Annotated in this window: 25 protein-coding genes; 13 read left to right on the forward strand and 12 right to left on the reverse strand. The window is 35.7% G+C overall.

The window, feature by feature from the left end; translation table 11 throughout:
• The first annotated feature begins 112 nt into the window (after window positions 1-112).
• The 6 genes from FLB_RS03460 to mtaB all read left to right on the forward strand — a co-directional run bounded on the left by FLB_RS03460 (window position 113) and on the right by mtaB (window position 4193).
• The gene (locus tag FLB_RS03460) at window positions 113-757 is read left to right on the forward strand and encodes a DEAD/DEAH box helicase (RefSeq protein WP_064714562.1); all 645 of its coding nucleotides are present in this window, start codon (window positions 113-115) and stop codon (window positions 755-757) included.
• A 116-nt stretch (window positions 758-873) separates the two neighbouring features.
• Complete coding sequence (locus FLB_RS03465) at window positions 874-1092, forward strand: putative signal transducing protein (protein WP_064714563.1); 219 nt, start codon at window positions 874-876, stop codon at window positions 1090-1092.
• Between the two features lie 35 nt (window positions 1093-1127).
• Window positions 1128-1505, forward strand: coding sequence for an addiction module protein (locus FLB_RS03470; RefSeq protein ID WP_064714564.1), 378 nt, complete (start codon window positions 1128-1130; stop codon window positions 1503-1505).
• Window positions 1505-1813 (forward strand): type II toxin-antitoxin system RelE/ParE family toxin, encoded by a 309-nt coding sequence (locus FLB_RS03475; protein ID WP_082923199.1) that lies wholly within the window; start codon window positions 1505-1507, stop codon window positions 1811-1813. Before FLB_RS03470 ends, FLB_RS03475 begins: the two co-directional genes overlap by 1 nt.
• A gap of 71 nt (window positions 1814-1884) precedes the next feature.
• Window positions 1885-2676: a Cof-type HAD-IIB family hydrolase gene (locus tag FLB_RS03480; protein ID WP_064714566.1), complete on the forward strand. Its 792-nt coding sequence runs from the start codon at window positions 1885-1887 to the stop codon at window positions 2674-2676.
• Between the two features lie 188 nt (window positions 2677-2864).
• Entirely contained in the window at window positions 2865-4193 is a 1329-nt protein-coding gene (gene mtaB / locus FLB_RS03485) for a tRNA (N(6)-L-threonylcarbamoyladenosine(37)-C(2))-methylthiotransferase MtaB (protein WP_064714567.1), read from the forward strand.
• 101 nt (window positions 4194-4294) lie between these two features.
• Here the strand turns inward: mtaB and FLB_RS03490 are convergent, their stop codons facing one another.
• The 4 genes from FLB_RS03490 to FLB_RS03505 all read right to left on the reverse strand — a co-directional run bounded on the left by FLB_RS03490 (window position 4295) and on the right by FLB_RS03505 (window position 9088).
• Window positions 4295-6448 (reverse strand): vWA domain-containing protein, encoded by a 2154-nt coding sequence (locus tag FLB_RS03490; RefSeq protein ID WP_064714568.1) that lies wholly within the window; start codon window positions 6446-6448, stop codon window positions 4295-4297.
• 35 nt (window positions 6449-6483) lie between these two features.
• Window positions 6484-7428, reverse strand: a complete 945-nt coding sequence (locus tag FLB_RS03495; RefSeq protein ID WP_064714569.1) for a hypothetical protein — start codon at window positions 7426-7428, stop codon at window positions 6484-6486.
• A 2-nt stretch (window positions 7429-7430) separates the two neighbouring features.
• Entirely contained in the window at window positions 7431-7931 is a 501-nt protein-coding gene (locus FLB_RS03500) for an RNA polymerase sigma factor (RefSeq protein ID WP_064714570.1), read from the reverse strand.
• A 317-nt stretch (window positions 7932-8248) separates the two neighbouring features.
• Window positions 8249-9088 (reverse strand): DUF6929 family protein, encoded by an 840-nt coding sequence (locus FLB_RS03505; RefSeq protein WP_064714571.1) that lies wholly within the window; start codon window positions 9086-9088, stop codon window positions 8249-8251.
• Window positions 9089-9413: 325 nt separating this feature from the next.
• Between FLB_RS03505 and FLB_RS03510 the strand changes: the two genes are divergently transcribed.
• The 5 genes from FLB_RS03510 (at window position 9414) to FLB_RS03530 (ending at window position 15550) form a co-directional block, all read left to right on the forward strand.
• Complete coding sequence (locus FLB_RS03510) at window positions 9414-10859, forward strand: hypothetical protein (protein ID WP_064714572.1); 1446 nt, start codon at window positions 9414-9416, stop codon at window positions 10857-10859.
• A 75-nt stretch (window positions 10860-10934) separates the two neighbouring features.
• Complete coding sequence (locus FLB_RS03515; RefSeq protein WP_064714573.1) at window positions 10935-12704, forward strand: cytochrome-c peroxidase; 1770 nt, start codon at window positions 10935-10937, stop codon at window positions 12702-12704.
• Between the two features lie 129 nt (window positions 12705-12833).
• Complete coding sequence (locus FLB_RS03520) at window positions 12834-14216, forward strand: MATE family efflux transporter (protein WP_064714574.1); 1383 nt, start codon at window positions 12834-12836, stop codon at window positions 14214-14216.
• Window positions 14217-14287: 71 nt separating this feature from the next.
• A complete protein-coding gene (locus FLB_RS03525; protein WP_157490523.1) occupies window positions 14288-15193 on the forward strand; it encodes a prohibitin family protein in 906 nt (301 codons plus the stop codon).
• 126 nt (window positions 15194-15319) lie between these two features.
• On the forward strand, window positions 15320-15550 hold the full coding sequence (locus FLB_RS03530) for a hypothetical protein (RefSeq protein WP_064714575.1): 231 nt from the start codon (window positions 15320-15322) through the stop codon (window positions 15548-15550).
• Window positions 15551-15598: 48 nt separating this feature from the next.
• Here the strand turns inward: FLB_RS03530 and meaB are convergent, their stop codons facing one another.
• On the reverse strand, window positions 15599-16687 hold the full coding sequence (meaB, locus tag FLB_RS03535) for a methylmalonyl Co-A mutase-associated GTPase MeaB (protein ID WP_064714576.1): 1089 nt from the start codon (window positions 16685-16687) through the stop codon (window positions 15599-15601).
• A 102-nt stretch (window positions 16688-16789) separates the two neighbouring features.
• Between meaB and FLB_RS03540 the strand changes: the two genes are divergently transcribed.
• Window positions 16790-16987: a hypothetical protein gene (locus tag FLB_RS03540; protein ID WP_064714577.1), complete on the forward strand. Its 198-nt coding sequence runs from the start codon at window positions 16790-16792 to the stop codon at window positions 16985-16987.
• Window positions 16988-17024: 37 nt separating this feature from the next.
• The gene (locus tag FLB_RS03545) at window positions 17025-17936 is read left to right on the forward strand and encodes an AEC family transporter (RefSeq protein ID WP_064714578.1); all 912 of its coding nucleotides are present in this window, start codon (window positions 17025-17027) and stop codon (window positions 17934-17936) included.
• Between the two features lie 144 nt (window positions 17937-18080).
• Here the strand turns inward: FLB_RS03545 and nudK are convergent, their stop codons facing one another.
• The 7 genes from nudK to FLB_RS03580 form a co-directional block, all read right to left on the reverse strand.
• Window positions 18081-18701 (reverse strand): GDP-mannose pyrophosphatase NudK, encoded by a 621-nt coding sequence (nudK, locus tag FLB_RS03550; RefSeq protein ID WP_064714579.1) that lies wholly within the window; start codon window positions 18699-18701, stop codon window positions 18081-18083.
• Between the two features lie 5 nt (window positions 18702-18706).
• A complete protein-coding gene (locus FLB_RS03555) occupies window positions 18707-19717 on the reverse strand; it encodes a cellulase family glycosylhydrolase (protein WP_064714580.1) in 1011 nt (336 codons plus the stop codon).
• Between the two features lie 57 nt (window positions 19718-19774).
• Window positions 19775-21046 (reverse strand): adenylosuccinate synthase, encoded by a 1272-nt coding sequence (locus FLB_RS03560; protein ID WP_064714581.1) that lies wholly within the window; start codon window positions 21044-21046, stop codon window positions 19775-19777.
• 79 nt (window positions 21047-21125) lie between these two features.
• Window positions 21126-21584 (reverse strand): Fur family transcriptional regulator, encoded by a 459-nt coding sequence (locus FLB_RS03565; RefSeq protein ID WP_024981183.1) that lies wholly within the window; start codon window positions 21582-21584, stop codon window positions 21126-21128.
• Window positions 21585-21665: 81 nt separating this feature from the next.
• Window positions 21666-23888: a RelA/SpoT family protein gene (locus FLB_RS03570; protein ID WP_064714582.1), complete on the reverse strand. Its 2223-nt coding sequence runs from the start codon at window positions 23886-23888 to the stop codon at window positions 21666-21668.
• A gap of 155 nt (window positions 23889-24043) precedes the next feature.
• A complete protein-coding gene (locus tag FLB_RS03575; RefSeq protein ID WP_064714869.1) occupies window positions 24044-25594 on the reverse strand; it encodes a serine hydrolase in 1551 nt (516 codons plus the stop codon).
• Window positions 25595-25635: 41 nt separating this feature from the next.
• Window positions 25636-26421, reverse strand: coding sequence for a TrmH family RNA methyltransferase (locus tag FLB_RS03580; RefSeq protein ID WP_064714583.1), 786 nt, complete (start codon window positions 26419-26421; stop codon window positions 25636-25638).
• Window positions 26422-26521 lie beyond the last annotated feature (100 nt).

Genomic DNA, 26521 nt, shown 5'->3' on the forward strand with positions numbered 1-26521 from the left:
GAATCTAACCGCCCGAAGGGTGAATTATAAATTGGCATAAATCAAAATAAATAGTTTTGATTTAATAGGTTTTTGAATTAAAAAGCCTAAAACCTAAAATTTAAATAGGCATATGAAATTAAAAAAAATAAACGAGAATCTTCAAAAGGCATTGATAGAAAATGATTTAGTAGAGGCCAATGCTATGCAACAGGAGACTTTTTCTACGCTAAAAAGTGGTGCAGATTGTTTGATTATTTCACCAAAGGCAAGCGGAAAAACAACGACTATTGTAATCAATGTAATTCAGCGTTTGGCGGGTTCCAATGAAGAATCTCCAAGAGCACTTATCGTAGTAGAAGACAAAGCTAAGGTGTTAGCAATGGAAGAGCTTTTTGATAAATACAATCGATACACCAAGTTAGAGGTGTATGGTGTACACGATAAAGGCGATATGGATTATGACAAAAATTATATATCAACTGGAATCGATGTTCTGATTGGCACGCCTAACCGTTTGAGTGAAATGTTTTCTTCTGCAGGTTACAATGTGAATCGTTTAAAAATGTTCATCATTGATGACACGGATCCTATATTGAAATTGCGTCACGAAACTAAGATCATGCGTATTTCAAACAGTATTGCCAAAACGCAACGCATCGTTTTTGCTGAACAATTAACGGATAGAGTTGATGTTTTGATCGAAAAAATGTTAATCGAGCCTTTTGAATTTGATTTTGATGAAGAAGAAGAAGGGGACGATGAAGAAGAAATTTAGAGAGTAGATTTTTGAAGTTAGATTTTGAATTGATAATAAACATTAAAATCGTTGCGCTTCTTTCCGTAATTCCTTGGGGACTTTGCGGTTAAGTTCAACAACAAACATAAAACAGTATGGGATTAATGAAAGTGTTTTCAGGCAGTGAAATATTAGCACTAGCCTTACAAGAAAAATTAGAAACAGCGGGAATCGATACCGTAAAAAAAGACAATATTCAATCGGCTCGTTTGGGTGGATTTGGTGGTTCCGATTTGGCCATTGAAATTTTTATTCAAGAAACAGATTTTGCGAAGGCGAATCCAGTTATCGAGAATTTTAGAATGAGTATTTAGATTTTGTATATTTGCTGTTCAAATACTTCTGTGAGATGAATATAGCTGCTAAAAAATTAGATCTAATAAATTGGTTACTTCATAGTACTGATGAAAGTAAATTAAATGAGTTTTTAGCACTTAAAGCTGTGTTGGATAAAGAAGTCGTTGGGTATTCCTCTGTCAAAGTAGATAACTTCAATAGTTTAGAAGAACCAAGTGAATCTAGCGCATTTAAAAACAGTAGAGGAAATGAGGAATTCGAAAGTTTAGCCGATACTTTGAAAGCAGTAGAAAGAATTTTGAAAAACTATAAATTAAGTTTATTAGAGATTCCAGCAGAACATCAAAAAGAGTTGGATTTAAGATTAGAACTTTACAGAAAAAATCCTCAAGATTTACTGGACTGGGAAGATTTTAAGAAAGTTTGGTAATGATTTATAAATTAAAGTTAGTACCCGTTGTTTATCAGGATTTAAGAAAAGCAAGAAAATGGTATTTGGAAATAAATAAATCATTAGGTGAAGATTTTAAATTGAAAGTAAACGAAGAGTTCGATTACATCAGAAAATATCCAGCCCATTACCAGAAACGATATAAGGAAATACGACAAGCCTTTGTTGACAGATTTCCATACACGATTTATTATTTAATTGAAGAAGAATTAAGAATAGTTGTGGTTGTTGGAGTTTTGGCTCAAAAACAAAGTTTTCAAAGAATAAAAAAAAGATTGAAAAAATAGTACAATGACCGCTTCTTAAGAGCGGTTTTTTTAATGAATATTTTTTAAAAAAAAATGAAATAAAAAAAGCAATGAAATATAAAATGCTAGTTTTAGATATGGATGACACGCTGCTGACAGACGATCATACCATTTCTGAAGAAAATAGAGCCATGATTACAATGGCACAAGCAAAAGGAGTCGAAGTGGTTTTGGCATCAGGAAGACCTACGCCAGCCATGACGCATTTTGCGAATGATTTGCAAAACAATTACATGATTTCGTTTAATGGAGCTGTAGTTACCGATTTAAAAAACGATGCGGTAATTTTTGAACAATCCTTGACCAAAGAGCAAATTCATGAACTACATGATTATAGTTTGAAGTCGAAAACGCATATCATTACGTATATTAATGATACTATTGTAAGCGAAACCCACTCTGAATTTATTGAAGTAGAGCGAAGCATAACAGGTATGCCGCACGAACTAGTTGCTGATTTTAAAGCGGCTGTGACTTCTAATGCAGTAAAATGTATTTTACTTGAAGACCCTTCTTATTTGAAAACGGTAGAAAGTGATTTGAAACAAGCAATGCCAGATTTGAGTGTTTCGATGTCGAAACCATTCTTTTTGGAAGTCGCACCAAATGGCATCGATAAAGCGGCTAGTATTCAGTTTTTGGCCAAAAGATTGGGCATTGATCAAAAAGAAATCATTGCAGTAGGTAATGCTGGAAACGATTTGACTATGATTCAATATGCGGGATTAGGCGTTTGGGTAGACAATGTAACTCCTGAATTGAGAGGTTTTGGAGATGTTATTGTAGCTTCGAATAATGATCATGGCGTGGCTGAAGTGATTGAACGCTATATTTTGAGTTAAGAAAACCTCTTTAGTTTAATTAGAATTAAAAATATCCGATAATTTTCATCTAGTACAATGAAAAAATCGGATATTTTTAGTGGTATCCCCTTTAAAATATCTAACTGCTTCATTTTTAATTCTTAGAATTTATATGTAAATTTGCACCCTCAATTTTTTGACAACGATTTCATTAATTGAGCTATCTTATGGAAAATAAAAAACGAGTTGCCTTCTATACGCTAGGTTGTAAACTGAACTTTTCAGAAACATCAACCATAGCGAGAAATCTTCAGGAAGAAGGCTTTGAAAGAGTGGATTTTGAAGAAGTAGCCGATATGTATGTTATCAATACGTGTTCTGTTACAGAAAATGCAGATAAACAATTCAAGCAAGTTGTGCGTAAAGCAATGAAGCTAAACGACAAAGCCTTTGTAGCCGCTGTGGGTTGTTATGCACAATTAAAGCCAGAAGAACTCGCAGATGTTGACGGTGTAGATTTGGTTCTGGGCGCCACCGAAAAATTCAAACTAGCAGATTATATTAACGATTTATCCAAAAACGATTTTGGTCAAGTACATTCTTGTGAAATCGCCGAAGCCGATTTTTATGTAGGCAGTTATTCTATTGGCGACAGAACGAGAGCTTTTTTGAAAGTGCAAGATGGTTGTGATTACAAGTGTACCTACTGTACGATTCCACTAGCAAGAGGAATTTCTAGAAGTGATGCTTTAGAAAATGTATTGCAAAATGCTGCCGAAATTTCGCAACAAGGAATCAAAGAAATAGTACTTACGGGTGTCAATATTGGCGATTACGGAAAAGGAGAGTTCGGGAACAAAAAACACGAACATACTTTCCTTGATTTGGTAAAAGCGCTTGACGAAGTGGATGGTATTGAACGTCTTCGTATTTCATCTATCGAACCTAATTTGTTGAAAAACGAAACCATTGATTTTGTTTCCAAAAGCCGAACATTTGTCCCACATTTTCATATTCCTTTGCAATCTGGGAGTAACGATATTTTAAAGTTAATGAAACGTCGTTACCAACGTGAAGTGTATACCGATAGAGTAACCAATATACGTAAAGTAATGCCACACGCTTGTATTGGAGTGGATGTTATCGTAGGATTTCCTGGAGAAACCGACGAACATTTCTTGGAAACCTATCATTTTTTGAATGATTTGGATATTTCTTATTTACACGTTTTTACCTATTCAGAGCGCGATAATACCGAGGCGGCTGTGATGGACGGCGTGGTTCCTAATAATGTTCGCGCCAAACGAAGCAAAATGTTACGTGGTTTATCGGTGAAGAAACGCCGTGCTTTTTACGAAAGTCAATTGGGCACCCAAAGAACAGTTTTGTTTGAGGGCGAAAATAAAGAAGGATATATTCATGGCTTTACCGAAAATTATGTAAAAGTGAAAACCCCTTGGGACCCAGCCTTAGTGAATACTTTACACGAGGTGCAATTGACCCGAATTGACGAAGACGGGAGTGTTCGTATGGAGTTTTTGAATGTAGAAGTGTAATTGTTAAACACTTATTTATAATAGTATTAAGCGAGTAAGATTGAATTCTTACTCGCTTTTTTATTTTATTTCTAACTGCTATTAGAAACTAAAAGCAACTTTTAATTTGCAGCTTCTACCAAGCGGATGAATTCGGCTTTGTATCCTTCTGAGTCATTAGTTAAGCCTTGTTTAGCCAAAGCAATAATGTCTTTTGAAGAAGAATTCGCAATCAGTTTTGAATCTCTCAATTTTAAACCAAACCAAGCTACGGCATTACTAAATTTAAAATCATCGCTGGTGTTTTGTAGCAAGATACTTTTGTTTTCTATGGTTTGAACCATTTCGATGCTTTGGTCACCATCTGGTTTTTTGTAACGGAATTTTATGGTCGCTAACTCGTTAGTGTATTTATTTTCTGTTGGAGTAGTAGTGGTGTATTTTAGTTCATCTGCTTCTGTATAAAATTTACTTTTGCTGCCCGCTGGTATAATTTCATACAAAGCCGTCACCGAATGATTACTGCCTAATTCTCCCGCATCAATGGCATCATTTTTAAAATCTTCAGGTCTTAGTTTTCGGTTTTCATACCCAATTAATCGGTAGGCTTTCACTTGGTTGGGATTGAATTCAATTTGAATTTTTACATCTTTAGCAATTGCAAACATCGACCCTTTAAATTCTTTACCCAGAAATCGATTCGCTTCTTGAATGGTATCAATGTAAGCATAATTGCCGTTACCTTTGTTAGCCAATATTTCCATTTTACTGTCTTTGTAATTTCCCATTCCGTAGCCTAAACAAGTTAAGAATACACCAGATTTTCTTTTTTCTTCGATAAGGTTTTCCATATCAGCATTAGAAGAACTTCCTACATTAAAGTCGCCATCAGTGGCCAAAATCACTCTGTTGTTGCCTCCTTTTATGAAGTTTTCTGCTGCAATTTTATAGGCAAGCGTAATGCCTTCGCCACCTGCGGTACTTCCTCCTGCGTTGAGTTTTTCTAATGCAGTATTTATGGTTTCTTTTTCATCTCCAGAGGTTGGAGGTAATACTAGACCAGCGGCTCCGGCATACACTACAATCGATACTTTGTCTTTGGCTCTCAACTCATTTACCAAAATTTTCATAGATTGTTTTAGTAAGGGTAACTTATTTGCAGCACTCATAGACCCTGAAACATCAATCAAGAAAACCAAATTCGAGGCTGGCAAATCAAGGGTTGGAATGTTTTTTCCTTGCAATCCAATTTTCAAAATTTTAGTATCGGTATTCCACGGACTGTGACTCAATTCATTTTGAATAGCAAACGGATTTTGGTCATTAGGTTGTGCGTAATTGTATTTGAAAAAATTAACCATTTCCTCTACACGAACCGCATCTTTAGGTACTTTTTGTCCGTTGTTAATCATACGTCTTACATTGGTATAAGAGGCATTATCAACATCAATAGAAAAAGTGGAAAGCGGTGCTGTTTTAGGACTTTCAAATGCATTTTCTACAAAACTTTCGTAATCTTCATCATTGATTGGTTCTGGTTGATAAGGATGGAGTTGTTGTAGTCTTTTGTTTATTTCTTTCTCGCTTAAGTTTTTATAGATTTCATTTTTCGAGTTGATGATAACTACACCATTTGCGGCTCTTGCTCCGTATAGAGAAGTGGCAGCACTGTCTTTGAGTACTTTTACATCCTGAATATCATTCGGGTTGATTTTAGCTAGAGCATTCGATTTTACAGGCACACCATCGATGATATACAGCGGTTCATTTTTAGAAGAAATACTATTCGTACCTCTAATGACGATGCTTTGCGGAGCGTTGGCAATGGCGTTAGTGTTAGACGAAATGGTCAATCCTGCGACACGACCTTCGAGCTTTTGAACGGATGCAGCGGTCGAGGCTTTCTTTTTTTCATAGAAAGCATTATCCGATTCATAATCGACGTTACTACCGTAGCCTACTACGACTACTTCACTTAGTGACATTTGGTCTGCCACTAGTTTTACATTAATGATGTTTTGTTCTCCCACTTTTTTAGTTTGCGGTTTATAACCAATGTAACTAAACACCAATTGGTCTCCTTTTTGCGCTTGAATGGTATACTTGCCATCAAAATTTGTACTAGCATTCGCTTTTGAATTTTTGTTGACAATGGTCACTCCAGGAAGCGGGGCAGAGGCGTCAGAAACGATTCCAGTAATCGTTTTTTCTTGTGCTTTTGTTACGAAACATATAAGCATAGCAAGACCTAATGAAATAAGTTTTACGTTTTTCATAATCGTGTTTTTTTAAGATTAGTGTTAGGGGATTCCTATTTTTGGACTGCGGGTTTTCCTGTTTTTGTAGTGATAATTACGACACCTTTTTTACCTTTTTCGCCATATTTTGAAACGGCATCAGTGTCTTTAAGAATGACAATGGTCTTAATGTCTTGATGATTGAGAGGCGCATAAGGACTTTTAGGCTGTGGACCAAATAAATCATCCTCCGAAAAGTAATGCCCATCAATGATATAAAGTGGATTATTTAAAACTATCACCGATTCTAAGTTCTCAGGTTTAAAATTAGAAAGTTCTTCTTGCATAATGCGTTCTCTTTTTGAGGCATTACTGTCTGAAAGTGCAGTGTTGTCAATCACGACCAATGGACTACTTTTTTTAGCACGCTCTTGACTTTTTTCAGCAAAAGCCATTTTGTAACTGGCTTTCTCTTTGGCTACTGAAGCAGGAGCCGCCAATTTTTGTTCTATTGCATTCGATTCAGCATCCTTTTCATCCGCTACTTCCGAACTTGCCCTTGCTGTAGCGATTTCAGGAATACTAATAGCATTTGTTGCACTACTCATTATCGTGTCATTGGATTGCGTGTTATGAACCGCAACTTCTTGCCCAATACTATTGTTGATGATTGCTTCAGCTTCAGCTTTAGGTACGATGACAGGAGTACTGTTGGTTATGTTTTCGTTAGTTTCAATCGCCGATGGATTGTTTTTTGTGGTTGTAGTAACCACCTTTGGAGCTTCTTGAATACTTTTCGGTCTGGGCGAATTCAAAAACTGAAAGCCAATCGAAAGCACCAATAAAAGCGATGCGGCTACGGCGATTTTTTTCCATAAAGCGATAGTTTTTTTAGCTTCTTTTTTGTCTAGTTTCTCTTCTAAGCGCGACCATACTTTTTCCATTGCAGGAAAATCTTGGTTTTCAGCATTTCGCTCAGCTTCTTTTATTTGTTCGAATAATTTATCTTGATAGTCCATACCTATTTTGCTTTTTGATAATAGAGGTTGTTCACCAGTTCCTTTAGTTTACTTTTGGCGGCATTCAATTGTGATTTTGAGGTGCCCTCAGAGATTTGCAACAAACTCGCAATCTCCTTGTGTCCATAGCCTTCTATCACAAAAAGAGTAAAAATAGTTTTGCATCCCTCTGGAATATGGTTCAAAAGTTCCAATAAATCGGCTTCTTCAAGCGCTGTGATTTCTTCAGTAAAAGGCTGCGAAAGCAATTTCACATCATCCAAATACATATTGAAATTGGTGTTTTTTTTAATTGCTGCTAAACAGTGATTCACCGTTATTTTTCGGCACCAAGCCTCAAAAGCCAGCACCTCTTTCAACTGGTCTATTTTGGTGAAAATTGTATAAAAAGCGTCGGCCAAAACTTCTTCAATATCTTCCTCCTTTTTAAGATAGCGCTTGCAAGTGCGATACAGCTTGGGCGCCATATAGTCATACACCTGTCGCTGAGCATCACGGTGCATTTTTTTGCAGTTAGAGAGTAGGGTTTCGTTTATCACAATTGATGTCTTTATTACTAAAGAGCGATTAAAAATCAAAAAGGTTGGGAAGCCTATCAAAAAAATATTCTTTTTTTACTACAATCATCAGGAATTCTAGTTTTAAAAATGAATGTAGGAGCGCCAACACAAGGCTTTCTGGTTAGCAGGATTCCCGCTGTACGTTATATCTTTTTTATAACTGTCAGGTCCAAAAACCTGCCAGCTATAAAAAAGGATGCCACTGCAATCGGGGCTATAAGCCAACATTGTGCTTTTTTGGAAGCAATTTAACTTGCTACTTAAAGGGTACGCTTGTCAAGTACCAATTTATAAATATTCGTCTCCAACACTTCCGAGTCTTTGTCTTCGCATAACAAAAACGCCACTGTTTTGTCCGAATTTTGATAGAGGGTAAGGCCTTCAAATTTATGGGTATCGCTTATTTTTTGCGTAAATTCTAGTTTCATTGTTTCTATATCTATTACCCCAATCAAGCTGCCCTTTACTTCTCCATCATTATACGTCGATTGTGTATCTTCAGCGGTTGCCAAAAAATAAATTTTAGTATCCACCAAAACGGCATCGGTAAAACTGCTGCGCACCCCATTAATTTTAGGCAACTTATACTCGTTGCTAATCATATTAAATTCGTTGATTAGATTTTTACCATAAATCGTAAAAATCACATTTTTGCTCTTTTTCCCGTTCCCACGATTAAAAAGCATCCATTCTTTGCCGTTATAAATAGCCCCTTCCAGATTAAAGTCATCGGCTTTGATTTGGCCAAAACTTTGCATCACGCCATACAAATCCTTCAAATCATTGGTTTTAATCTCTTTTTCGGTTGTATTGATTTCGACCATTTTGTTGCGTTTCGGGGTAGAACCAGAACCGAAAACATACAATTTATCATCAAAACTCGTGATGGCTTCAAAATCTGGTTTTTCTTTTTTAGCAATATTTGCGCTGGCGTTTTCAATAATGGCGTGTTGTTGTAAGTTCTTGGCTTCCATATTGTATTCGTACAAATAGCCGCTGTTATCACCAATAACATACAAGGAAGGCGATTTGTAAATAAGACCAGAAGCAGAACCAATTCCTATGATTTGAAATAAAAGCTCGAGTGTGAATTTTTCCATTGCATTATAAAATTTGTATCAATATTCCATTAAAGTGCGGAATACAGATGAATTAAAAATCAACTAAAGTAATGATTTGTCGTCAAAATCCTTTCGTTTAAGCGGACTTTAGAAGTTTCTTTTCAATTTTTTTGAGAAAGATAGTTAGGCTTTACTCTTCATTGTTAATTCAATTTAAACGGAGTATGTGCTTACTGTTATCATGTAAATTTTAGATTAAATTATAATTTAAAATCTTACGAATTGATAGCTGTTTCTTAATTCTAAAGTGACAATAGGTTTAAATTCATGCGTTTATTTTGCAGGTATAAAAAAACATAAATCAATGAAAAAATTAATTTTACCTTTACTTTGTTTGGTCTCACTTATTTCTTGTGAGAATGAAGCTAATGACACAAAACCAACTACAGTGGTGTTGGCAAATCAATCGGTAACTCCTGTATTACTTACTAAAAAATCGGGTTTTGAAAACGTGGAGTTATTCTCTTTAATTTCTTCTGATGATGTATTGGCGGGTAGCCCAAAATTTGTTTTTGGAGGTTCTGCTGATGGTTCTGGTTTGTTAAGAAACGATGATGGAACTTTTACTTTTTTGGTTAATCACGAAGATAATTTTGCGGTTTCAAGAGTGACTCTTGACAAAACCTTCAAACCTCTGAAAGGAGAATATTTATTAAACTCTAATGGTGGAACTTGGAGATTGTGTGGTGCTACTATGGCTACTGTTGCTGAACACGGTTTTGGACCATTATATTTAACTTGTGGTGAATCAGGAGAAGAATCTCGTACGCATGCGGTTTATCCTTATGCCGATGCAGGATTGGCATCTGTTACCAAAGAATTAGCTTCATTTGGACGTTTAAGTGCTGAAAATGCAATGCCATTGAATGCTAAAGCTTATGCTGGGAAAACCGTTGTAGTGATTGGAGATGACGATTCAGGAACTTACGGAGGTCAAGTTTTTATGTATGTGTCTAATCGTGTGGGTGATTTAGCCGATGGTTCTTTGTATATGATGAAACGTCAAGACGATAACCAAAGAGAGAAAGATATGGTGGCAAACCAAAAATATCCTGTTTCATTTGTAAAAATCGAGAATCATACAACACTTACAGGTGCAGCTATCAATGCTTCGGTAAATACTTTAAAAGGTATCAAATTTGGTAGAGTAGAAGATTTGGATTACCGAAAAGGAAGTGCAGAAGATGCACGCGAAATCTATTTTAACGTAACAGGTCAAAATACTACAGGAACTAATGCCGATGGTTCTAGAACCAAATACGGACGTGTGTATAAATTGAACTTAGATGCTAAAAATCCATTAATCGGAAGCTTAGAAGTAATTTTGGACGGTGATGACCGTAACGGAATTGCGGGTAAATTTCAAAATCCAGACAACATTTGTGTGACCAAAAACTATGTGTATGTGCAAGAAGATGCTAATGGTTATGGTGACGAAACTCACGATGCCTACATCTATCAATACGATATTGCTAAAAAGCAATTAAAAGTGGTTTTTGAATTAGACCACCGTCGTACGGCTACTGATGCAGCTAAGTATAATGTAGGAGGAACATCAAAATTTGGAGATTGGGAATATGGTGCTATGATTGATGTTTCTGAGCAATTAGGCATTGATGATACCTTTTTGTTGAGCGTTCAACCGCATTCTTGGAAAGGGACAAAATACAAAGGTGTTGATGGCGGTACAAATCGTCCAAACGAAGATCAAGCGAGTCAAATTGTATTAATCAAAGGGTTAGCTAGATAATATACCTTTTACTACCAATAACCACGATGGCATTTTTGTTATCGTGGTTTTGGTTTTTTATTTTTTAAAGTAATTATGAAAAAAATCATTTTTTTATTCTTCTCATTTGCCTTGTTCTCTTGCCAACCCGCTGAGGAAAACCATCAAAAAGTTGCCGCTAATTTTGAAATAAACATAAAGCAGTTAAAAGTCGAAGTTGAACATTTAAAAGAATTGGTGCAATCTGATGCCAATTCCCAAAAGATTCAATTTCAATTTTTGAAAGCTCATAGTAGTTACAAAAAAGTAGAATGGTTGACCGAGTATTATTTTCCAGCCGTAGCAAAGGCCATCAACGGACCAGCATTACCTGAGTTTGAGGAAAACGATGGAAAAACTTTGCCTCCAGAAGGCTTTCAAGTCATTGAAGAATATTTTTTTCCAAAATACAATCAGTCAACAAAAGCTGAAGTATTGACAGAAATAGGCATTTTGAATGCCAATTTAAATCGATTAGAAAAAATAGCCCAAACCAATGAATTGACAGATGCTTCGGTCTTTGATGCGTTGCGACTATCTGTTTTTAGAATGATTACCCTAGGAATTACAGGCTTTGATTCCCCAGTTGCGCTTCATTCCATCCCAGAAGCAAAAGTGGTTTTAGAATGTCTAGCGGAAAATGTAACTTTTTATAAAAACACTTTGGACGCTAAGTCATTTCAAGCGCTTTCAGCTACTCTTTCTCAAGGAACAAAGTACCTAGTAACTCATACTAACTTCAATGCTTTTGATAGAGCGTATTTTATAAAAAATATAGCTAATCCATTGAGTAAACAGTTATATCAATGTCAAAAAAGTGCTTCGATTCCGTTTGTAAAAGAGACCAGAGCTCTAAAAACTACCGCTCAAACCCTTTTTGATAAAAATGCTTTTGATATAGAAGCTTTCAATGGTTTTCCTGATTATAAAACCACTCCAGAAAAAATTGCCTTAGGGAAAAAGTTATTCAATGATCCTATTTTGTCGGGCAATAATACGCGTTCTTGCGCCTCTTGTCACTATTCCAATCTTGCTTTTACAGATGGTTTAGAGCAAACGATTTCATTAGATGGCAAAACCAAAGTAAAACGAAATACACCCACTTTGATGAACATCGCTTTTCAACGTGCTTTCTTCTATGATTCTAAAGTAAGTTATCTCGAAGACCAAGCTGTGGCTGTCATTACAAACGAAATCGAAATGCACGGTTCCCTTGAAAAATCAGTGAAAGCCTTGCAAAAAGACAAAAAGTATTTAGCCGAATTCAAAAAAGCATTTCCGAAAAATGAGATCAACGAATTCGGAATCAAAAACGCCTTGGCTTCCTATGTTCGTTCTTTGAGCCAATACAATTCAAAGTTTGATGAATATATGCGTGACGAAGTAGAATTTACGTCAGACGAAAAAGCAGGTTTTAATCTATTTGCTGGCAAAGCTAAATGTGCTACTTGCCATTTTATTCCTTTAACCAACGGGACAGTCCCACCTAATTTTATGAAAACAGAAAGCGAAATTTTAGGAGTACCGAACAGGCATAATTATTTAGATGCCGATTTAGGAAAATATGAATTGACTCAAGCCGAAATTCATAGAAATTCTTTTAAAACACCTACCATCAGAAACATTGAATTAACCGCGCCTTATATGCATAATGGTGTTTTCAAAACCTTAGAAGAAGTCATTGATTTTTATAATAAAGGTGGTGGAATTGGCCTTGGATTCAAAGTGCCCAATCAAACCTTGCCCGAAGATCAATTACTGCTTTCGGATAAAGAAAAGAAACATTTAATTGCTTTTATGAAAACCCTTACCGATAAGAGAAATTAAAAAGGGTGTAGTTGTCAGAATTGCTTTATTCAAGGTTGATTTGAAGGGGTTAGAAATGATTTTTTAATTATATTTCTATTCAAAGAATCAATTTCTTCTGATTACCTTTGCCGACTTAAAAGCAATAAAATGAACTTGTCACAATACACCAAAGAATTTTCATACAATATAAAACTGGCTTATCCTGTTGTTTTAGGGATGCTAGGGCATACGTTAATTGGTATTGTCGATAACTACATGGTTGGTAATTTGGGATCTACTGAATTGGCAGCGGTTTCTTTAGGCAATAGTTTTATTTTCTTGGCACTTTCTGTGGGGATAGGTTTTTCTACGGCTATTACTCCATTGATTGCAGAAGCAGATGCAGAACAAAACACCAAAAAAATCCGAACAACTTTTCATCACGGCTTGTTGTTATGTACTATTTTGGGCGTTGTCTTGTTTGTTTTGACGGTCTTGTCCAAGCAGTTGATGTATTTTATGAACCAACCCGAAGCGGTTGTTGTTTTGGCAGCGCCATACATTGATTGGGTCGCTTTTTCATTGATTCCGGTAATTATTTATCAAGGGTATAAGCAATTTGCCGATGGATTATCGCAAACCAAATATTCTATGTACGCCATTCTCTTTGCCAATGTAGTGCACGTTTTTTTTAACTATGTTTTGATTTATGGCGTTTGGTTTTTTCCTAAATTGGGGATCGTAGGTGCGGCTTTAGGAACAGTAATTTCAAGAATTTTGATGGTGATTTTTATGCATTATATCATGAAACAAAATACTATCATGAAGCGCTATTTTAAAAATTTTACCTTCAAAGAAATCAAAAAAACGATTTTAAAAAAAATCATCGATCTAGGTTTTCCTTCTGCGATGCAAATGTTGTTTGAGGTTACTTTATTTACAGCAGCGATCTGGCTTTCAGGAACCTTGGGTAAAAACAATCAAGCGGCCAATCAAATTGCATTGATTCTAGCTTCTTCAACTTTTATGGTCGCAATGGGATTGAATGTAACAGCAATGATACGTGTCGGTCACGCCAAGGGAGCGGGCGATTTTAAAGGACTAATTGTTGTAGCTCGTTCTATTTTTTTATTAGCAATACTTATTGAATCGCTCTTTGCTATTTTATTCATTGTCTTCCACAATTTTTTACCACATTTATTCTTGAATACTGCTGATGTTTCTCAAATGGCGGATAATAATGAAATTATAATGATAACGGCTAAATTGTTGTTGGTTGCAGCAATTTTTCAAATTTCAGATGGTGTACAAGTAGTAGTTTTAGGAGCTTTGAGAGGGCTTCAAGATGTGAAAATTCCAATGTACATTACTTTTGTGGCCTATTGGGTAGTAGGTTTTCCGGTTTCCTTTTATCTAGGAAAATATACAGATCTAAAGGCGGTCGGAATCTGGATTGGATTATTGGCAGGACTAACAGCAGCAGCTATATTTTTATACATTCGATTTTCTCGATTGACCAAAAAACTGGTTCGTTTGAATGCAGCTACGTAAAGATTTTTTTATAAATGTAACTTCTACTTTATTTCCTCGTATAATAAACATATCAACTAAACCAAAAAAAAATGATAGTATTTATTATTCTCGGAATAATTTTGTTAGTAGTTAGTTTTACTGTAAACAACAACGCTAATCCTTTATCTAAATTTTCTAATCTTTTAAAAATTATAGGTATTTTATTACTGCTAATCGGAGTATTTTCTTCGATGTTTAAGCAAATAGACGCGGGCAAAGTAGGCGTAAAATCGCTTTATGGTAGTGTACAAACGGATGTTCTAGAAAGTGGACTTCACGTAGTTAATCCACTTTTGGATATTACTGTTTTTGATGTACAAACTCAAAACTATACTATGTCAGCCGTTCATAATGAAGGAGCACAAGAAGGTGATGATGCGATTAGAGTATTGTCCAATGACGGATTGGAAGTTGTTATTGATTTGACGGTTTTGTATCGTGTAATCCCAAATGAAGCACCTAAAATTTTGAAAGGAATTGGAGAAAGCTACACCGATAAAATTGTACGTCCAGTAACTAGAACCCGTATTCGTGACAACGCAGTTTATTATGATGCTGTGGCCTTGTATTCGACCAAAAGAAATGAATTTCAACAACGTATTTTTAAAAGTATCGAAGCCGATTTTAAAGCCAGAGGATTGGTATTAGAGCAGTTGTTGATTCGAAATATCAATTTGCCTGAATCTGTAAAGAAAACCATCGAAAGTAAAATTAATGCCGAACAAGATGCTCAAAAAATGACTTTTGTTTTGCAAAAAGAAAAACAAGAAGCCGAACGTAAAAGAGTAGAAGCACAAGGTATCGCAGATTATCAACGCATTATTTCTTTAGGGCTAACCGATAAACAATTACAATACGAACAAATCAAAGCGCAAAAAGAAATCGCTACTTCACCCAACACCAAAATTATTTTTATGGGAAAAGGAAGTGCACCCGTGATTCTTTCTGATAAATAGTTTTTTGAGGTTAATCGATCATTTGATTAGATGGATACTATGGAAGGAATGATTAATTTTGTAAAAAAAATAGTTTCTAACTAAATACAATTTAGAGACAAAAAAACAATAAACAACAAACAAAAAATGGAATTACCAAAATTTTTACTAGGCGACAATACCGACTTTCCAGATGATATCTTTATCATTCACTTGGATTATCCTCGATTTATCATTAATCTAAAAGATGATGAAGTAGAATTCATGGAAGAGGCAGAGGATTTAGACGAAGCCGAATTGAACGCAGAAATGGAAGGCTTAATCGAACAAGCGAATGCTTTTTATGATCGCGAAATTGCCCGATTCGAAGAAGAATAATTTTTGGAAACAAAATTTTTAAAGGAATTCATGTCAAAATGAATTCCTTTATTTTTTGAAGTAAGTATCCAAAATATCCTGTGCAGCAGCAAATGGAGAAAGGGCATTTTGAGCCACGGCTTCTTTATTTTTCTCTAATAGCGGAACTATTTCTGGATGATTGTAAAAATGGTTTTTCAAATACTCATTGATGGTTTCGAGCATCCAATATTGGTTTTGTGAAGCTCTTTTTTCAAAAAAATACTGATTGCTTTGAGTGGTTTTTAGGTAATGTAAAATGGTTTCCCAAATGGCTGAAATGCCTTCTTTTGTTATGGCACTGCAAGTAGCTGTAGTAGGCGTCCAACCCGATTTTTTGGCTGGAAAAAGATGTAAAGCTCGGTTGAATTCCACTTTTGCCAAATTTGATTTGCGAATATTGTCGCCATCCGCTTTGTTGATGACTATCGCGTCGGCCATTTCCATAATGCCTCGTTTAATACCTTGTAATTCATCACCTGCTCCGGCAATTTTTAGTAATAAAAAAAAGTCGACCATACTGTGCACCGCTGTTTCACTTTGGCCAACACCTACCGTTTCAATAATAATGGTATCGAAACCAAAAGCTTCGCACAAGGTGATGGTTTCTCTGGTTTTTCGAGCCACACCGCCCAAGGTTTCCCCAGATGCCGAGGGTCGAATAAACGCATTTTTATCTTTCACCAATTCCTCCATTCGGGTTTTATCGCCCAAAATACTTCCGTGCGAAATGGTGCTACTTGGGTCGACGGCGAGAACAGCTACTTTTCTGCCTAAACTCGTTAAGTGTTTTCCAAAAGCTTCAATAAAAGTACTTTTTCCAACACCAGGCACTCCTGTAATGCCTATTCTAACGGATTCTTTTACGTGCGACAAACACGAATTAATGACTTCGTTGGCTTGACTTAAATGCTTTGGATTGGTACTTTCTACTAGTGTTATGGCACGGCTCAAAGCGGTAATGTTACCAGCCAAAATCCCTTGAACCAATTCAGCAGGAGTAGGTGTTTTTTTTCGAAATGATTGAATGCTGTGAGCCGCTTCAATGCTAACACTTTCGGGTGAAGGAATACCCGGAATTTCGTGTAGCGCTGATTTTTTTGGATTCGTATTGGCCAAGATAAAATTGTTTTAAGAGTAAAATTAATTAAAACTTATGATTTTTATAGTTGTTGAATTTTTTTTAATTGTATTTTTGAGAAACTAAAATTAAGTGTCATAATGAATAATAAATTTTATTTAATTTTAATTGCTTTTTCAGCCTTAAGCCTTTTTATTAAAGGTGCCACTCAATTGTTTCATTTTGATTGGAATTATTTAAACTCTACAGCATATAATCTAGGAAGTTATACTGGATTGTTTACGAAAGCATTTATTGGATTAGCACTCCTTGTAAGAATAGTAAATCATAAAGATTAGATATGTTTGTTTGTAAAATCATTTATAAACAAGCCTTATGATGAATTTTATTATTATAGTTGTTTTCTTGGTTCTCGGATTAGTGTTGCAGCACATACCTTCTTTCCCCAAAACCACTCCCAAAATCCTCAACTGGATAGTTATTCAAATTTGTCTTCCGGCTTTGGCCTTGTATTACATTCCAAAAATCCAGTGGAATGTTCAATTGTTGTATCCAATCCTCGTCGCTTGGATAATTTTTCTCTTATCTTGGTTGGTGTTTGCGCTTCTTGGAAAACATTTTGGTTGGTCTCGAAAACTTACCGGTTGCTTAATCATTTGTAGCGGTCTCAGCAATACCTCCTTTCTCGGATTTCCCATTATTACGGCGCTTTATGGCGAGAGCGGAATGAAAACCGCCATTTTAGTCGATCAGCCAGGATCCTTTGTGGTGCTTTCTACTTTAGGAATATTGGTGGCAACTATGTATTCCAAAGGGCAAACAACAGGTCTACAAATTATCAAAAAAATAGCTTTTTTTCCGCCCTTTATCACCTTTGTCATCGCTTGCTTGATGAATACTTTTGAGTACGAATTATCCACTTTTTTTCAGCAAGGACTCAAAATAATTGGTGCAGGCGTAACACCTCTGGCACTACTTTCGGTGGGATTGCAGTTACAATTTGATAGCAAAAGCAAGCATTGGGGCTTTTTACGATTAGGGCTTTTTTATAAATTACTTCTTGCGCCAGCATTTCTTTTTTTGTTGTACGTTGTGATTTTGCAGCAGCACTCAGAAGCCATTCAAGTAGCGTTACTAGAATCTGCTATGGCGCCTATGATAACGGGTTGCATTTTAGCCGCAAGCCACGGATTAAAACCGAAATTATGTAGTATGATGGTAGGTTTTGGGATTCCTATTTCCTTTTTTACCCTTCTTTTTTGGTACCTTTTAGTGCAAAACATTTGATTTTTTAGGAGCGAAACACTTGGCTTCTTCGGGAGGCAGGTTTCCCGCTATCCACTATATCTCCTGCCTTGTTCGGTCACAAGTCAGGAGGATGCCGTTCCTATCGGGGCTAGTTAGAAGCAAAAGGCTTTTGAGTTAGCAAAATTATTCATTACTATAATCATCAGCCAGCCTTGTTGCATTTGGAATCAGTTGGTTGATTTTGGCATATTGCAAAAGCATAATTGTTTTGGCATCTTTGATTTCTCCGGTTTCAATCATTAAATATGCTTGATCAAATGGAATTTCAATAACCTCAATTTCTTCATGTTCTTGGTCCAATCCACCACCAGAACTTACTTTCATGCTTGCATCGTATTCGCCAACAAAAAAATATAAAATTTCAGTCACAGCTCCAGGTGACATATAAGACTCAAATACTTTTCGCACCGATGAAAGGCGATAGCCTGTTTCTTCTTCGGTTTCACGAATTATGCAGGCTACAGGGTCATCTTCATCAAGTAAACCAGCACATACCTCTGTTAGCATCCCAGTTGGGTTACCGTTCATATAAGTCGGTAATCGAAACTGTCGGGTCAAGACCACCGTTCCTTTGTGAATGTTGTACAATAAAATGGCAGCACCATTGCCTCTGTCGTACACTTCTCGTTTTTGAGTATCCCATGTACCATCCTTTTTTTGATAATCAACAGTGACCCTGTTCAAAATGTACCAATTGTCGGATAGTAATTCGGTCTTTTGGATTTTGTATTTCGGATTTGACATAGCTTTTATGGTTTTCTACTTCTATTGGTTAAGTCTTTGAATGTTGTTCCCCAATTATTATTGTTATTGTTGTTTGGTTCTCCAGTTGTTGTTAATAAGGCGTCTATGTCGTTTTCGTCTTTTTTCCAAACCCAAGCGCAAATAGATAGTCCATGATCAAACATAGTATCTAAAAATGGTTTTGGATTCATTAAAACTCCAGCATTCATAGGGGCTATTTCTCCTATAATTATTGGAATATTTTTATTCCTCAATTGATTCAAACGATTTTCAACAGAACTATTGCTGTCCAAAAGCCATTTTTCATACGCATGAATATCAAACAAGATATTGGATTTTTCATTAAGAAATTCATTGCCTTTATTTAATAACACACTTTCGTCTTGTCCTTGTTCCGCACAAGGCACAACGACAATGTTTTGATTTCCCGTAGACCGAATTATTGCTACTAATTCATTCATGTCTTGTAGCCAAACTTGGTCGGTATAGCCATCAGTTCTGTCGTATCTGTAAGGTTCATTCCAAACTTCAATCCACACATCGGGTTGGTCTTTTAGGTAATTGGCCCATTCTTTTAATTTGGTCTTGTATTCCTGCCACCAATTGGTCTGTTGCGGGCTTTTTCCAGTAAAAGCAGTGTTTTGGGTACCATCCCAACCAAAAGCACAAATAATAGTGACTCTTTTATTGATTCTATTATCTGCTATGATATTTTCGAGAGAATATAGATAAGCTCCTGTAGCATCTTTTATAGGGCTTCCTGTTAAGGGTGTCTCTTTTATATTTCCAATAAATTCTCGAATGATGTCTATTTTCCAAGCATTCATATCTGTACTTCCTACCCCAAAAACATGAAATGCATTTGCACCAATAAGTTGTATTGGTTTCTGGTCCATGAGAAGCTTGGTTCTAGCAATACTGTATTTTGTAGTACTCGCTGTATTAGTTTCTATATCATCTTTTTTACAAGAAAAAAGAATTAGAATCAGAAGGAAAATAGATAACTTTTTTTTCATGTTTTTCAAATAAGATGGAATAAAAAACGCTCTGAAATCTCAGAGCGTTGGGTGTTTTTATTTTAAAATAGTTTGCTTTCTGTCTGGTCCAACAGAAACTATTTTGATAGGTACTTCTACTTCTTTTTCTATAAACTCGATGTATTCTTTTAATTCTTTTGGTAATTCATCATAAGTAGTCATTCCAGTCAAATCTTGTGCCCATCCTTTAAATTCTTGGTAAACAGGAGTTACATTTTCAGGTTCAATATTGTATGGGAAATGCGCAATTTCTTCTCCTTTGTATTGATAAGCAGTACACACTTTTAAAGTATCAAAACCAGAAAGTACATCACCTTTCATCATCATCAATTGAGTTACACCGTTTACTTGAACGGCATATTTTAATGCTACTAAATCCAACCAACCACAACGTCTTTGTCTTCCAGTTACAGATCCAAATTCATTACCAATTTTGGCCATTGTTGCACCAACTTCGTCAAACAATTCAGTTGGGAATGGTCCACTTCCTACACGAGTAACATAAGCTTTGAAAATTCCGTAAACTTCTTTGATTTTGTTAGGAGCAATACCTAAACCTGTACAAGCTCCAGCAGCTGTAGTATTAGATGAAGTTACAAATGGATAGGTTCCAAAATCAACATCTAATAGAGAACCTTGAGCACCTTCGCACAAAATAGATTTTCCTGCTTTTTGTGCTTGGTGTAAATATTCTTCACTATCAATAAAATCTAATTTTTTCAATTCTTCGATGGCTTCAAAGAATTCAGCTTCCATTTCGGCCAAGTTATATTGAATGGCTACATCATAGAATTTGATCATTTCTTCGTGTTTGTCAGCCAAAGCTCTGTAACGATCTGCAAAATCTTCTAGCTCGATATCACCAACGCGAAGTCCATTTCTACCGGTTTTGTCCATGTATGTTGGTCCAATTCCTTTTAAAGTAGAACCAATTTTCGCTTTTCCTTTTGCCGCTTCAGAAGCTGCGTCAAGCAAACGGTGAGTAGGTAAAATTAAATGAGCTTTTCTAGAAATGATTAATTTACTTTTGATATCGATATCAAATTTTTGAAGACCTTCGATTTCTTTTTGAAAAACAACGGGGTCAATTACTACACCATTTCCAATAATATTTACAGCTTTTTTATGAAAAATACCAGAAGGAATGGTTCTTAAAACGTGCTTGATTCCATCAAATTCAAGGGTGTGACCAGCATTTGGTCCTCCTTGAAAACGGGCAATGATATCATAATTAGAGGTAAGTACGTCTACGATTTTTCCTTTTCCTTCATCTCCCCATTGTAATCCTAATAATAAATCTACGGTCATTATGTGTATTGTTTGTTGTTAAATAAATAGAATTGGACAACGCTTGTGTTGTCCAGTCTTCTTTAGTCTATAAAAAAAATTATTCTGTTTTCTTTTTGTTGCCATATAAATACAGCGAGTGATTGGTGATTTCTATATCAAAAATTTCTTCGATCGTTTTTTTGATCGTTTGTATTCTTGGATCACAAAACTCTATTACTTCACCTGTATCGGTCATGATGATGTGATCGTGTTGTTTGTCGAAATATGATTTTTCGTAATGCGCCTGATTTTGTCCAAATTGGTGTTTACGCACCAAGGCACAATCCAGAAGCAATTCAATCGTATTGTATAAGGTAGCTCTACTCACACGATAGTTTTTGTTTTTCATTTTGATGTACAAATTTTCGATATCAAAATGTTCTTCACTATCGTAGATTTCTTGTAGGATAGCATAGCGTTCAGGCGTTTTTCTATGTCCTTTATTTTCAAGATACATTGTAAAAACATTTTTTACAATTTCTTGATTTTTATTGTTTTCTGTGGAGATGAGTGTCATATCTTGCAAAGATAAATTATTTTGTTTAAAGATTAAAGTCCCTAGTTTTAAAGTTTGTGATTAAATGTTCTTAAACGAAATTTAAGTATTGTAGACTCTAGTTACTTTTTCTATGCCGTCGATTTTTTTGATGTTATTGATCATTTTCTTGAGAATGGCATTGTTTTGAACAATTACTGCTACTTGACCATGAAAAAGGCCTGCATTCGTGCTCAAAGAAATACTTTGAATGTTGACATGCATATTGTTTGAAATTACTTTTGTAAGTTGGTTGGTCAATCCAAGAATATCCATTCCTGTAATATCGAGTAGTGCCTTAAATTCTTCTTGCGTAGAGTCAATCCATTTGGCAATCATGATGCGATAAGCATAGTTAGACTGCATTCCTATGGCATTTGGACAATCTTTTTTGTGTACTTTAATGCCTTCATTTATAGTAACAAAACCAAAAACATCATCTCCAGGAATTGGGTTGCAACAGGGGGCTAATTTGTAATCTAATTTGTCATGCTCGGTACCAAAAACTAGTAAATCATAATTAGTATTGATTTCTGGTTTGTGGATGTCAATGTCAGCCGTATTTTTTGGATTGCGTTTGATTTTATTCTTGAAGAAATTGATGAAAGTATTACTTTTTTTAGCCGCAAAATCTTTCAATTGCTGATTTTCAATCGCACCAATTCCTACTCTATAATACAAATCCAGACTGGTTTTGAGTTTGAAGAAATTCACTAACTCATTGGTAACGGATTCGCTAAGGGTGATTTTTAAATGTTTTAGCTTACGGGTAAGTATTTCTTTTCCTTCTTCAGCAATTTTTTTGGTGTTTTCGTTGAGAACGTTTTTAATTTTTGTTTTTGCTCTTGAAGTGGTCACATAGTCCAACCAGTTAGCGGTTGGTTTTTGGTATTGTGAAGTAATGACTTCTATTTGGTCACCACTTTTGAGTTCATAATTCAACGGTACTAGTTTTCCGTTAACGCGAGTTCCTCGGGTTTTAATTCCTAGTTCAGAGTGAATACTAAAGGCGAAATCCAACGATGTAGCGCCTTTTGGGAGTGATTTGATTTCTCCTTTTGGAGTAAACACAAAAATCTCTTTAGAATAGAGATTCATTTTAAAATCTTCTACAAAATCTACGGCATTGGTTTCAGAATTTTCTAAAGCTTCTCTCAGTAAGTTTAGCCAAACGTCTAAACCACTTTCTTCGGAGGCGCCATTTTTATATTTGTAATGCGCTGCATATCCTTTTTCGGCAATTTCGTCCATTCTTTCACTTCGCACTTGGACTTCTACCCAGCGTCCTCTTGGTCCCATAACGGTAATATGCAAAGCTTCATAACCTGTTGATTTTGGAGAGGAAATCCAATCTCTCAAACGGCTTGGGCTTGGTCTGTAATGGTCGGTAACTATTGAGTAAATTTTCCAGGCAAAAAACTTCTCCTCATTGGGTAATGCTTTATACACTATACGTAAGGCAAACTTATCGTAAACTTCGTCAAAACTTACATTCTGAGCCTTCATTTTTCTACGAATAGAATAAATGGATTTAGGTCTACCTTTGATAATGTATTCAATTCCTTCTTGGTCTAAAGAATTTTTTAGTACATCTGAAATATCTTTGATATAGGCGTCTTGTTCTTCTTTGGTTTCTTTGATTTTGCTAACAATTTCATTGTAAATCTCGGGTTCAGTATATTTTAATCCTAAATCTTCTAATTTGGTTTTGATGTTGTACAATCCCAATCGATGCGCTAAAGGAGCATAAATATATAAGGTTTCAGAAGCGATTTTGGTTTGTTTATCCTCACGCATCGAATCCATAGTTTGCATATTGTGCAATCGATCGGCAAGTTTGATTAAAATTACTCGAACATCATCGTTCAAAGTCAGAATCATTTTTCTGAAATTCTCTGCTTGAATGGAGGCATTTAAGTCTTTTTGAACCAATGAAATTTTGGTAAGTCCCTCGACCAATTGCGCAACTTTTGGATTAAAAAGACGTTCAATATCTTCAACGGTCATTGGTGTATCTTCGACCACATCATGAAGTAAGGCGGCAGCTATAGACGTGGCACCTAAACCAATTTCTGAAGCCACAATTTTGGCCACAGCAATGGGGTGAAAAATATAAGCTTCCCCTGATTTTCTTCTTTGATCTTTGTGAGCATCTACAGATACGTCAAAAGCTTTCCGAATGAGTTTCTTGTCGGTTGGCGTCAATGTTTGATAACTGATTCGCAATAATTCTTTGTATTCTTGCGCAATCGCTTTGTTTTCTTTTTCTATTTCTAATTCTGTCATAACGGCATGGTTCAATTTCTAAAACTAAGCAATAAATCCCATTTTTGCAAGGAGAAATTGACTTATAAAGTTTTTTTTAAAGACGTATAAAAGTAATTTGTCCGATAAAAAAAAGATTGTATTTTTTATCGGACAAAAACAATTTTGGATAAAGATCAATTGATCCTCTTAAAATCTAAATCTTGAAAATCATAACTAAAATCGGTCAATTCAGAAATTGGTTTCATTTTGATGCCTATTGTTTTTCCTGAGGCATCATTTTCTAGGAATAGGTGTGCATCAGCATTGAAAAAAGCATTATTCCATTTCACCACAAGATTACCTGATTTATAAAAGAAAACTTCGCCAGCTAATTGTGGAGAGCGTTTCGATTGAAAGTAGATTTTTCCTTTCTTCTCTGAAAGTTCAATGGTACCAAACCAATTATCTTTGAAAGTACCAAGAATAGTTTTCCATTCGGTTTTTACTTTGTCTTTCTTGTTTTTGGCTACAGTTGCCCAAATTTCTTCGGTCACTTTATCGGCAGTTGCAACGTTGGCTTTGATTCGATTATGATACAGCGTTACATAATCTTGAGCTGGAATACCTAGATAACTATCCTTAATCGTATTGGTTATCGCTGTAAAAGCGGCACCTTCTTGTTGATTGGTCAGAACAACTATCCCTAATTGTAGCTCTGGAAGTAGTGTTACTTGAGTGACATTTCCTTCTAAACCTCCTGTGTGCGAAACTTGTTTATATCCTTTAACATCATTCAAAAACCAGCCCAATCCGTAACCATTGAAGTGAGTGTTATAAGGTGGGCGAGTGGCTGCTGGAATGATTGTTTGCAATTGCCACATTTCATTTTGCTGAGCTTCAGAGAATAAAGCTTTGTTTTCTAGCCCGTATTTTCCTTTGTTGAGTTGTAAAAGTACCCATTTGCTCATGTCATTTACGCTAGAATAAATACCCGCTGCCCCATCAAAGAGTTGATTAGCATAAGGTTTGATTACTTTTAATTGACCGTTTACAGGAACGTGTGGAGCAATGACGTTTGTAGTGTCTTTTAACCTTTTGTATGAGGCTACACTATTTTTCATTTCTAGAGGTTTCATCATGCGTTGTTCAACAAATTCAGCCCAAGTTAACTGACTTACTTTGTGAATAATTTCACCGGCTACGATGTATAAAAGATTGTCGTAATCAAATTTGGTTCTAAAGCCAGAAACCGGTTTTAAGTACTGTAGATTTTCAATAATATCTTTTGAAGTGAAATCACTTCCGTCAGGCCAAATCATTAAATCGCCCGCACCAAGTCCTAATCCACTACGATGTGTTACTAAATCTCGAATGGTAAATTCGTTGGTAACATAGTCGTTGTACATTTTGAAATTGGGCAAATACTGCATTACTTTATCGTCCCATTGTAGCTTTCCTTCTTCAATAAGCATCGCTAATGCGGCTGTGGTAAAGGCTTTACTATTGGAAGCAATCCCAAATAAGGTGTTGCCATCTACTTTTTCTTTGGTCAAAATTGATTTTACGCCATATCCTTTGGAATGAATTACTTTGCCATCTTTTACTACCGCTACGGCAATCCCAGGTACATTAAAGGTTTGAATGGCTTTCTCTGTTACTTGGTCAATTTGCTCTGGGGTAATTTGGGCAAAAGTGCTGAAACTAAATACAGAAAGTAAGAGCAGCGAAAAACAATATTTTTTCATTTTTTTAGGTGTTGTGTTGTTCAATAATCAATCAATATTTTTTAAAATCCTCTTTGTCTTTTGGCTTCGAAAATCAAAATAGCCGCAGCAACCGAAACGTTCATCGAATCAATTTCGCCCTGCATCGGGATAATAATATTTTGTGTAGCCGCATCGCGCCATTCTTGAGTCAATCCTGTAGCTTCAGTTCCCACTACCAAAGCCGTTGGAGTGGTATAATCCTCAAGATGATAGCTATTGGAGTTTTGTAACGTAGCACAATAGAAACTAATATTTTTTGCTTTCAAAAAGGCAATAATTTCAGCCGTACTGCCCGTGGCAATTTGGTTGGTAAATAAGCAACCGACACTCGAACGAACGATGTTTGGATTGTACAAATCACTTTTGGGATTGGCAATGATCACGGCATCTAAATTAGCAGCGTCCGCGGTTCGCAACAAGGCGCCAATGTTGCCGGGTTTTTCAGGAGCTTCAGCCACCAGAATCAGTGGGTTTTCAGAGAGTTTTAAATCCGATAACAAGTTCGATTTTGTTTTGGCTACAGCCAAGACACCTTCTGTAGAATCTCTATAGGCTAGCTTTTCATAAACGGTTGAAGTAATTTCGATTAAATCTGCCTTTGGAGCCAATTGTTTGGTTTGGTTTTCTGAACAAATTTCGGGAACAAATAACAAGGTTTCAATTTCGTAGCCTCCTTTTATGGCAATACTTATTTCTCTTTGCCCCTCAATTAAGAAAGTGCCCGTTTGTTTGCGAGTTTTCGCTTTTTCCTGTAATAAAACCAAGGATTTGATATACGGATTCTGTATGGAAGTAATTTGTTTCAAGCTTTTTTTTAATGACAAAGATACATATTGTGTGGGTTTTGTTTAAAATTCTGAACCAAGAAAATCAATAAGATCAATTCCATTTCAAACCAATGTCTTT

The organism is Flavobacterium succinicans (assembly GCF_001662485.1).
Lineage (GTDB): Bacteria > Bacteroidota > Bacteroidia > Flavobacteriales > Flavobacteriaceae > Flavobacterium > Flavobacterium succinicans_A.

Excerpts from the sequence above, each read along its gene's own strand:
- FLB_RS03460 (WP_064714562.1), top strand. The coding sequence starts at position 113 with ATGAAATTAAAAAAAATAAACGAGAATCTTCAAAAGGCATTGATAGAA.
- FLB_RS03465 (WP_064714563.1), top strand. The coding sequence starts at position 874 with ATGGGATTAATGAAAGTGTTTTCAGGCAGTGAAATATTAGCACTAGCC.
- FLB_RS03470 (WP_064714564.1), top strand. The coding sequence starts at position 1,128 with ATGAATATAGCTGCTAAAAAATTAGATCTAATAAATTGGTTACTTCAT.
- FLB_RS03475 (WP_082923199.1), top strand. The coding sequence starts at position 1,505 with ATGATTTATAAATTAAAGTTAGTACCCGTTGTTTATCAGGATTTAAGA.
- FLB_RS03480 (WP_064714566.1), top strand. The coding sequence starts at position 1,885 with ATGAAATATAAAATGCTAGTTTTAGATATGGATGACACGCTGCTGACA.
- mtaB (WP_064714567.1), top strand. The coding sequence starts at position 2,865 with ATGGAAAATAAAAAACGAGTTGCCTTCTATACGCTAGGTTGTAAACTG.
- FLB_RS03490 (WP_064714568.1), bottom strand. The coding sequence starts at position 6,448 with ATGAAAAACGTAAAACTTATTTCATTAGGTCTTGCTATGCTTATATGT.
- FLB_RS03495 (WP_064714569.1), bottom strand. The coding sequence starts at position 7,428 with ATGGACTATCAAGATAAATTATTCGAACAAATAAAAGAAGCTGAGCGA.
- FLB_RS03500 (WP_064714570.1), bottom strand. The coding sequence starts at position 7,931 with ATGCACCGTGATGCTCAGCGACAGGTGTATGACTATATGGCGCCCAAG.
- FLB_RS03505 (WP_064714571.1), bottom strand. The coding sequence starts at position 9,088 with ATGGAAAAATTCACACTCGAGCTTTTATTTCAAATCATAGGAATTGGT.
- FLB_RS03510 (WP_064714572.1), top strand. The coding sequence starts at position 9,414 with ATGAAAAAATTAATTTTACCTTTACTTTGTTTGGTCTCACTTATTTCT.
- FLB_RS03515 (WP_064714573.1), top strand. The coding sequence starts at position 10,935 with ATGAAAAAAATCATTTTTTTATTCTTCTCATTTGCCTTGTTCTCTTGC.
- FLB_RS03520 (WP_064714574.1), top strand. The coding sequence starts at position 12,834 with ATGAACTTGTCACAATACACCAAAGAATTTTCATACAATATAAAACTG.
- FLB_RS03525 (WP_157490523.1), top strand. The coding sequence starts at position 14,288 with ATGATAGTATTTATTATTCTCGGAATAATTTTGTTAGTAGTTAGTTTT.
- FLB_RS03530 (WP_064714575.1), top strand. The coding sequence starts at position 15,320 with ATGGAATTACCAAAATTTTTACTAGGCGACAATACCGACTTTCCAGAT.
- FLB_RS03540 (WP_064714577.1), top strand. The coding sequence starts at position 16,790 with ATGAATAATAAATTTTATTTAATTTTAATTGCTTTTTCAGCCTTAAGC.
- FLB_RS03545 (WP_064714578.1), top strand. The coding sequence starts at position 17,025 with ATGATGAATTTTATTATTATAGTTGTTTTCTTGGTTCTCGGATTAGTG.
- nudK (WP_064714579.1), bottom strand. The coding sequence starts at position 18,701 with ATGTCAAATCCGAAATACAAAATCCAAAAGACCGAATTACTATCCGAC.
- FLB_RS03555 (WP_064714580.1), bottom strand. The coding sequence starts at position 19,717 with ATGAAAAAAAAGTTATCTATTTTCCTTCTGATTCTAATTCTTTTTTCT.
- FLB_RS03560 (WP_064714581.1), bottom strand. The coding sequence starts at position 21,046 with ATGACCGTAGATTTATTATTAGGATTACAATGGGGAGATGAAGGAAAA.
- FLB_RS03565 (WP_024981183.1), bottom strand. The coding sequence starts at position 21,584 with ATGACACTCATCTCCACAGAAAACAATAAAAATCAAGAAATTGTAAAA.
- FLB_RS03570 (WP_064714582.1), bottom strand. The coding sequence starts at position 23,888 with ATGACAGAATTAGAAATAGAAAAAGAAAACAAAGCGATTGCGCAAGAA.
- FLB_RS03575 (WP_064714869.1), bottom strand. The coding sequence starts at position 25,594 with ATGAAAAAATATTGTTTTTCGCTGCTCTTACTTTCTGTATTTAGTTTC.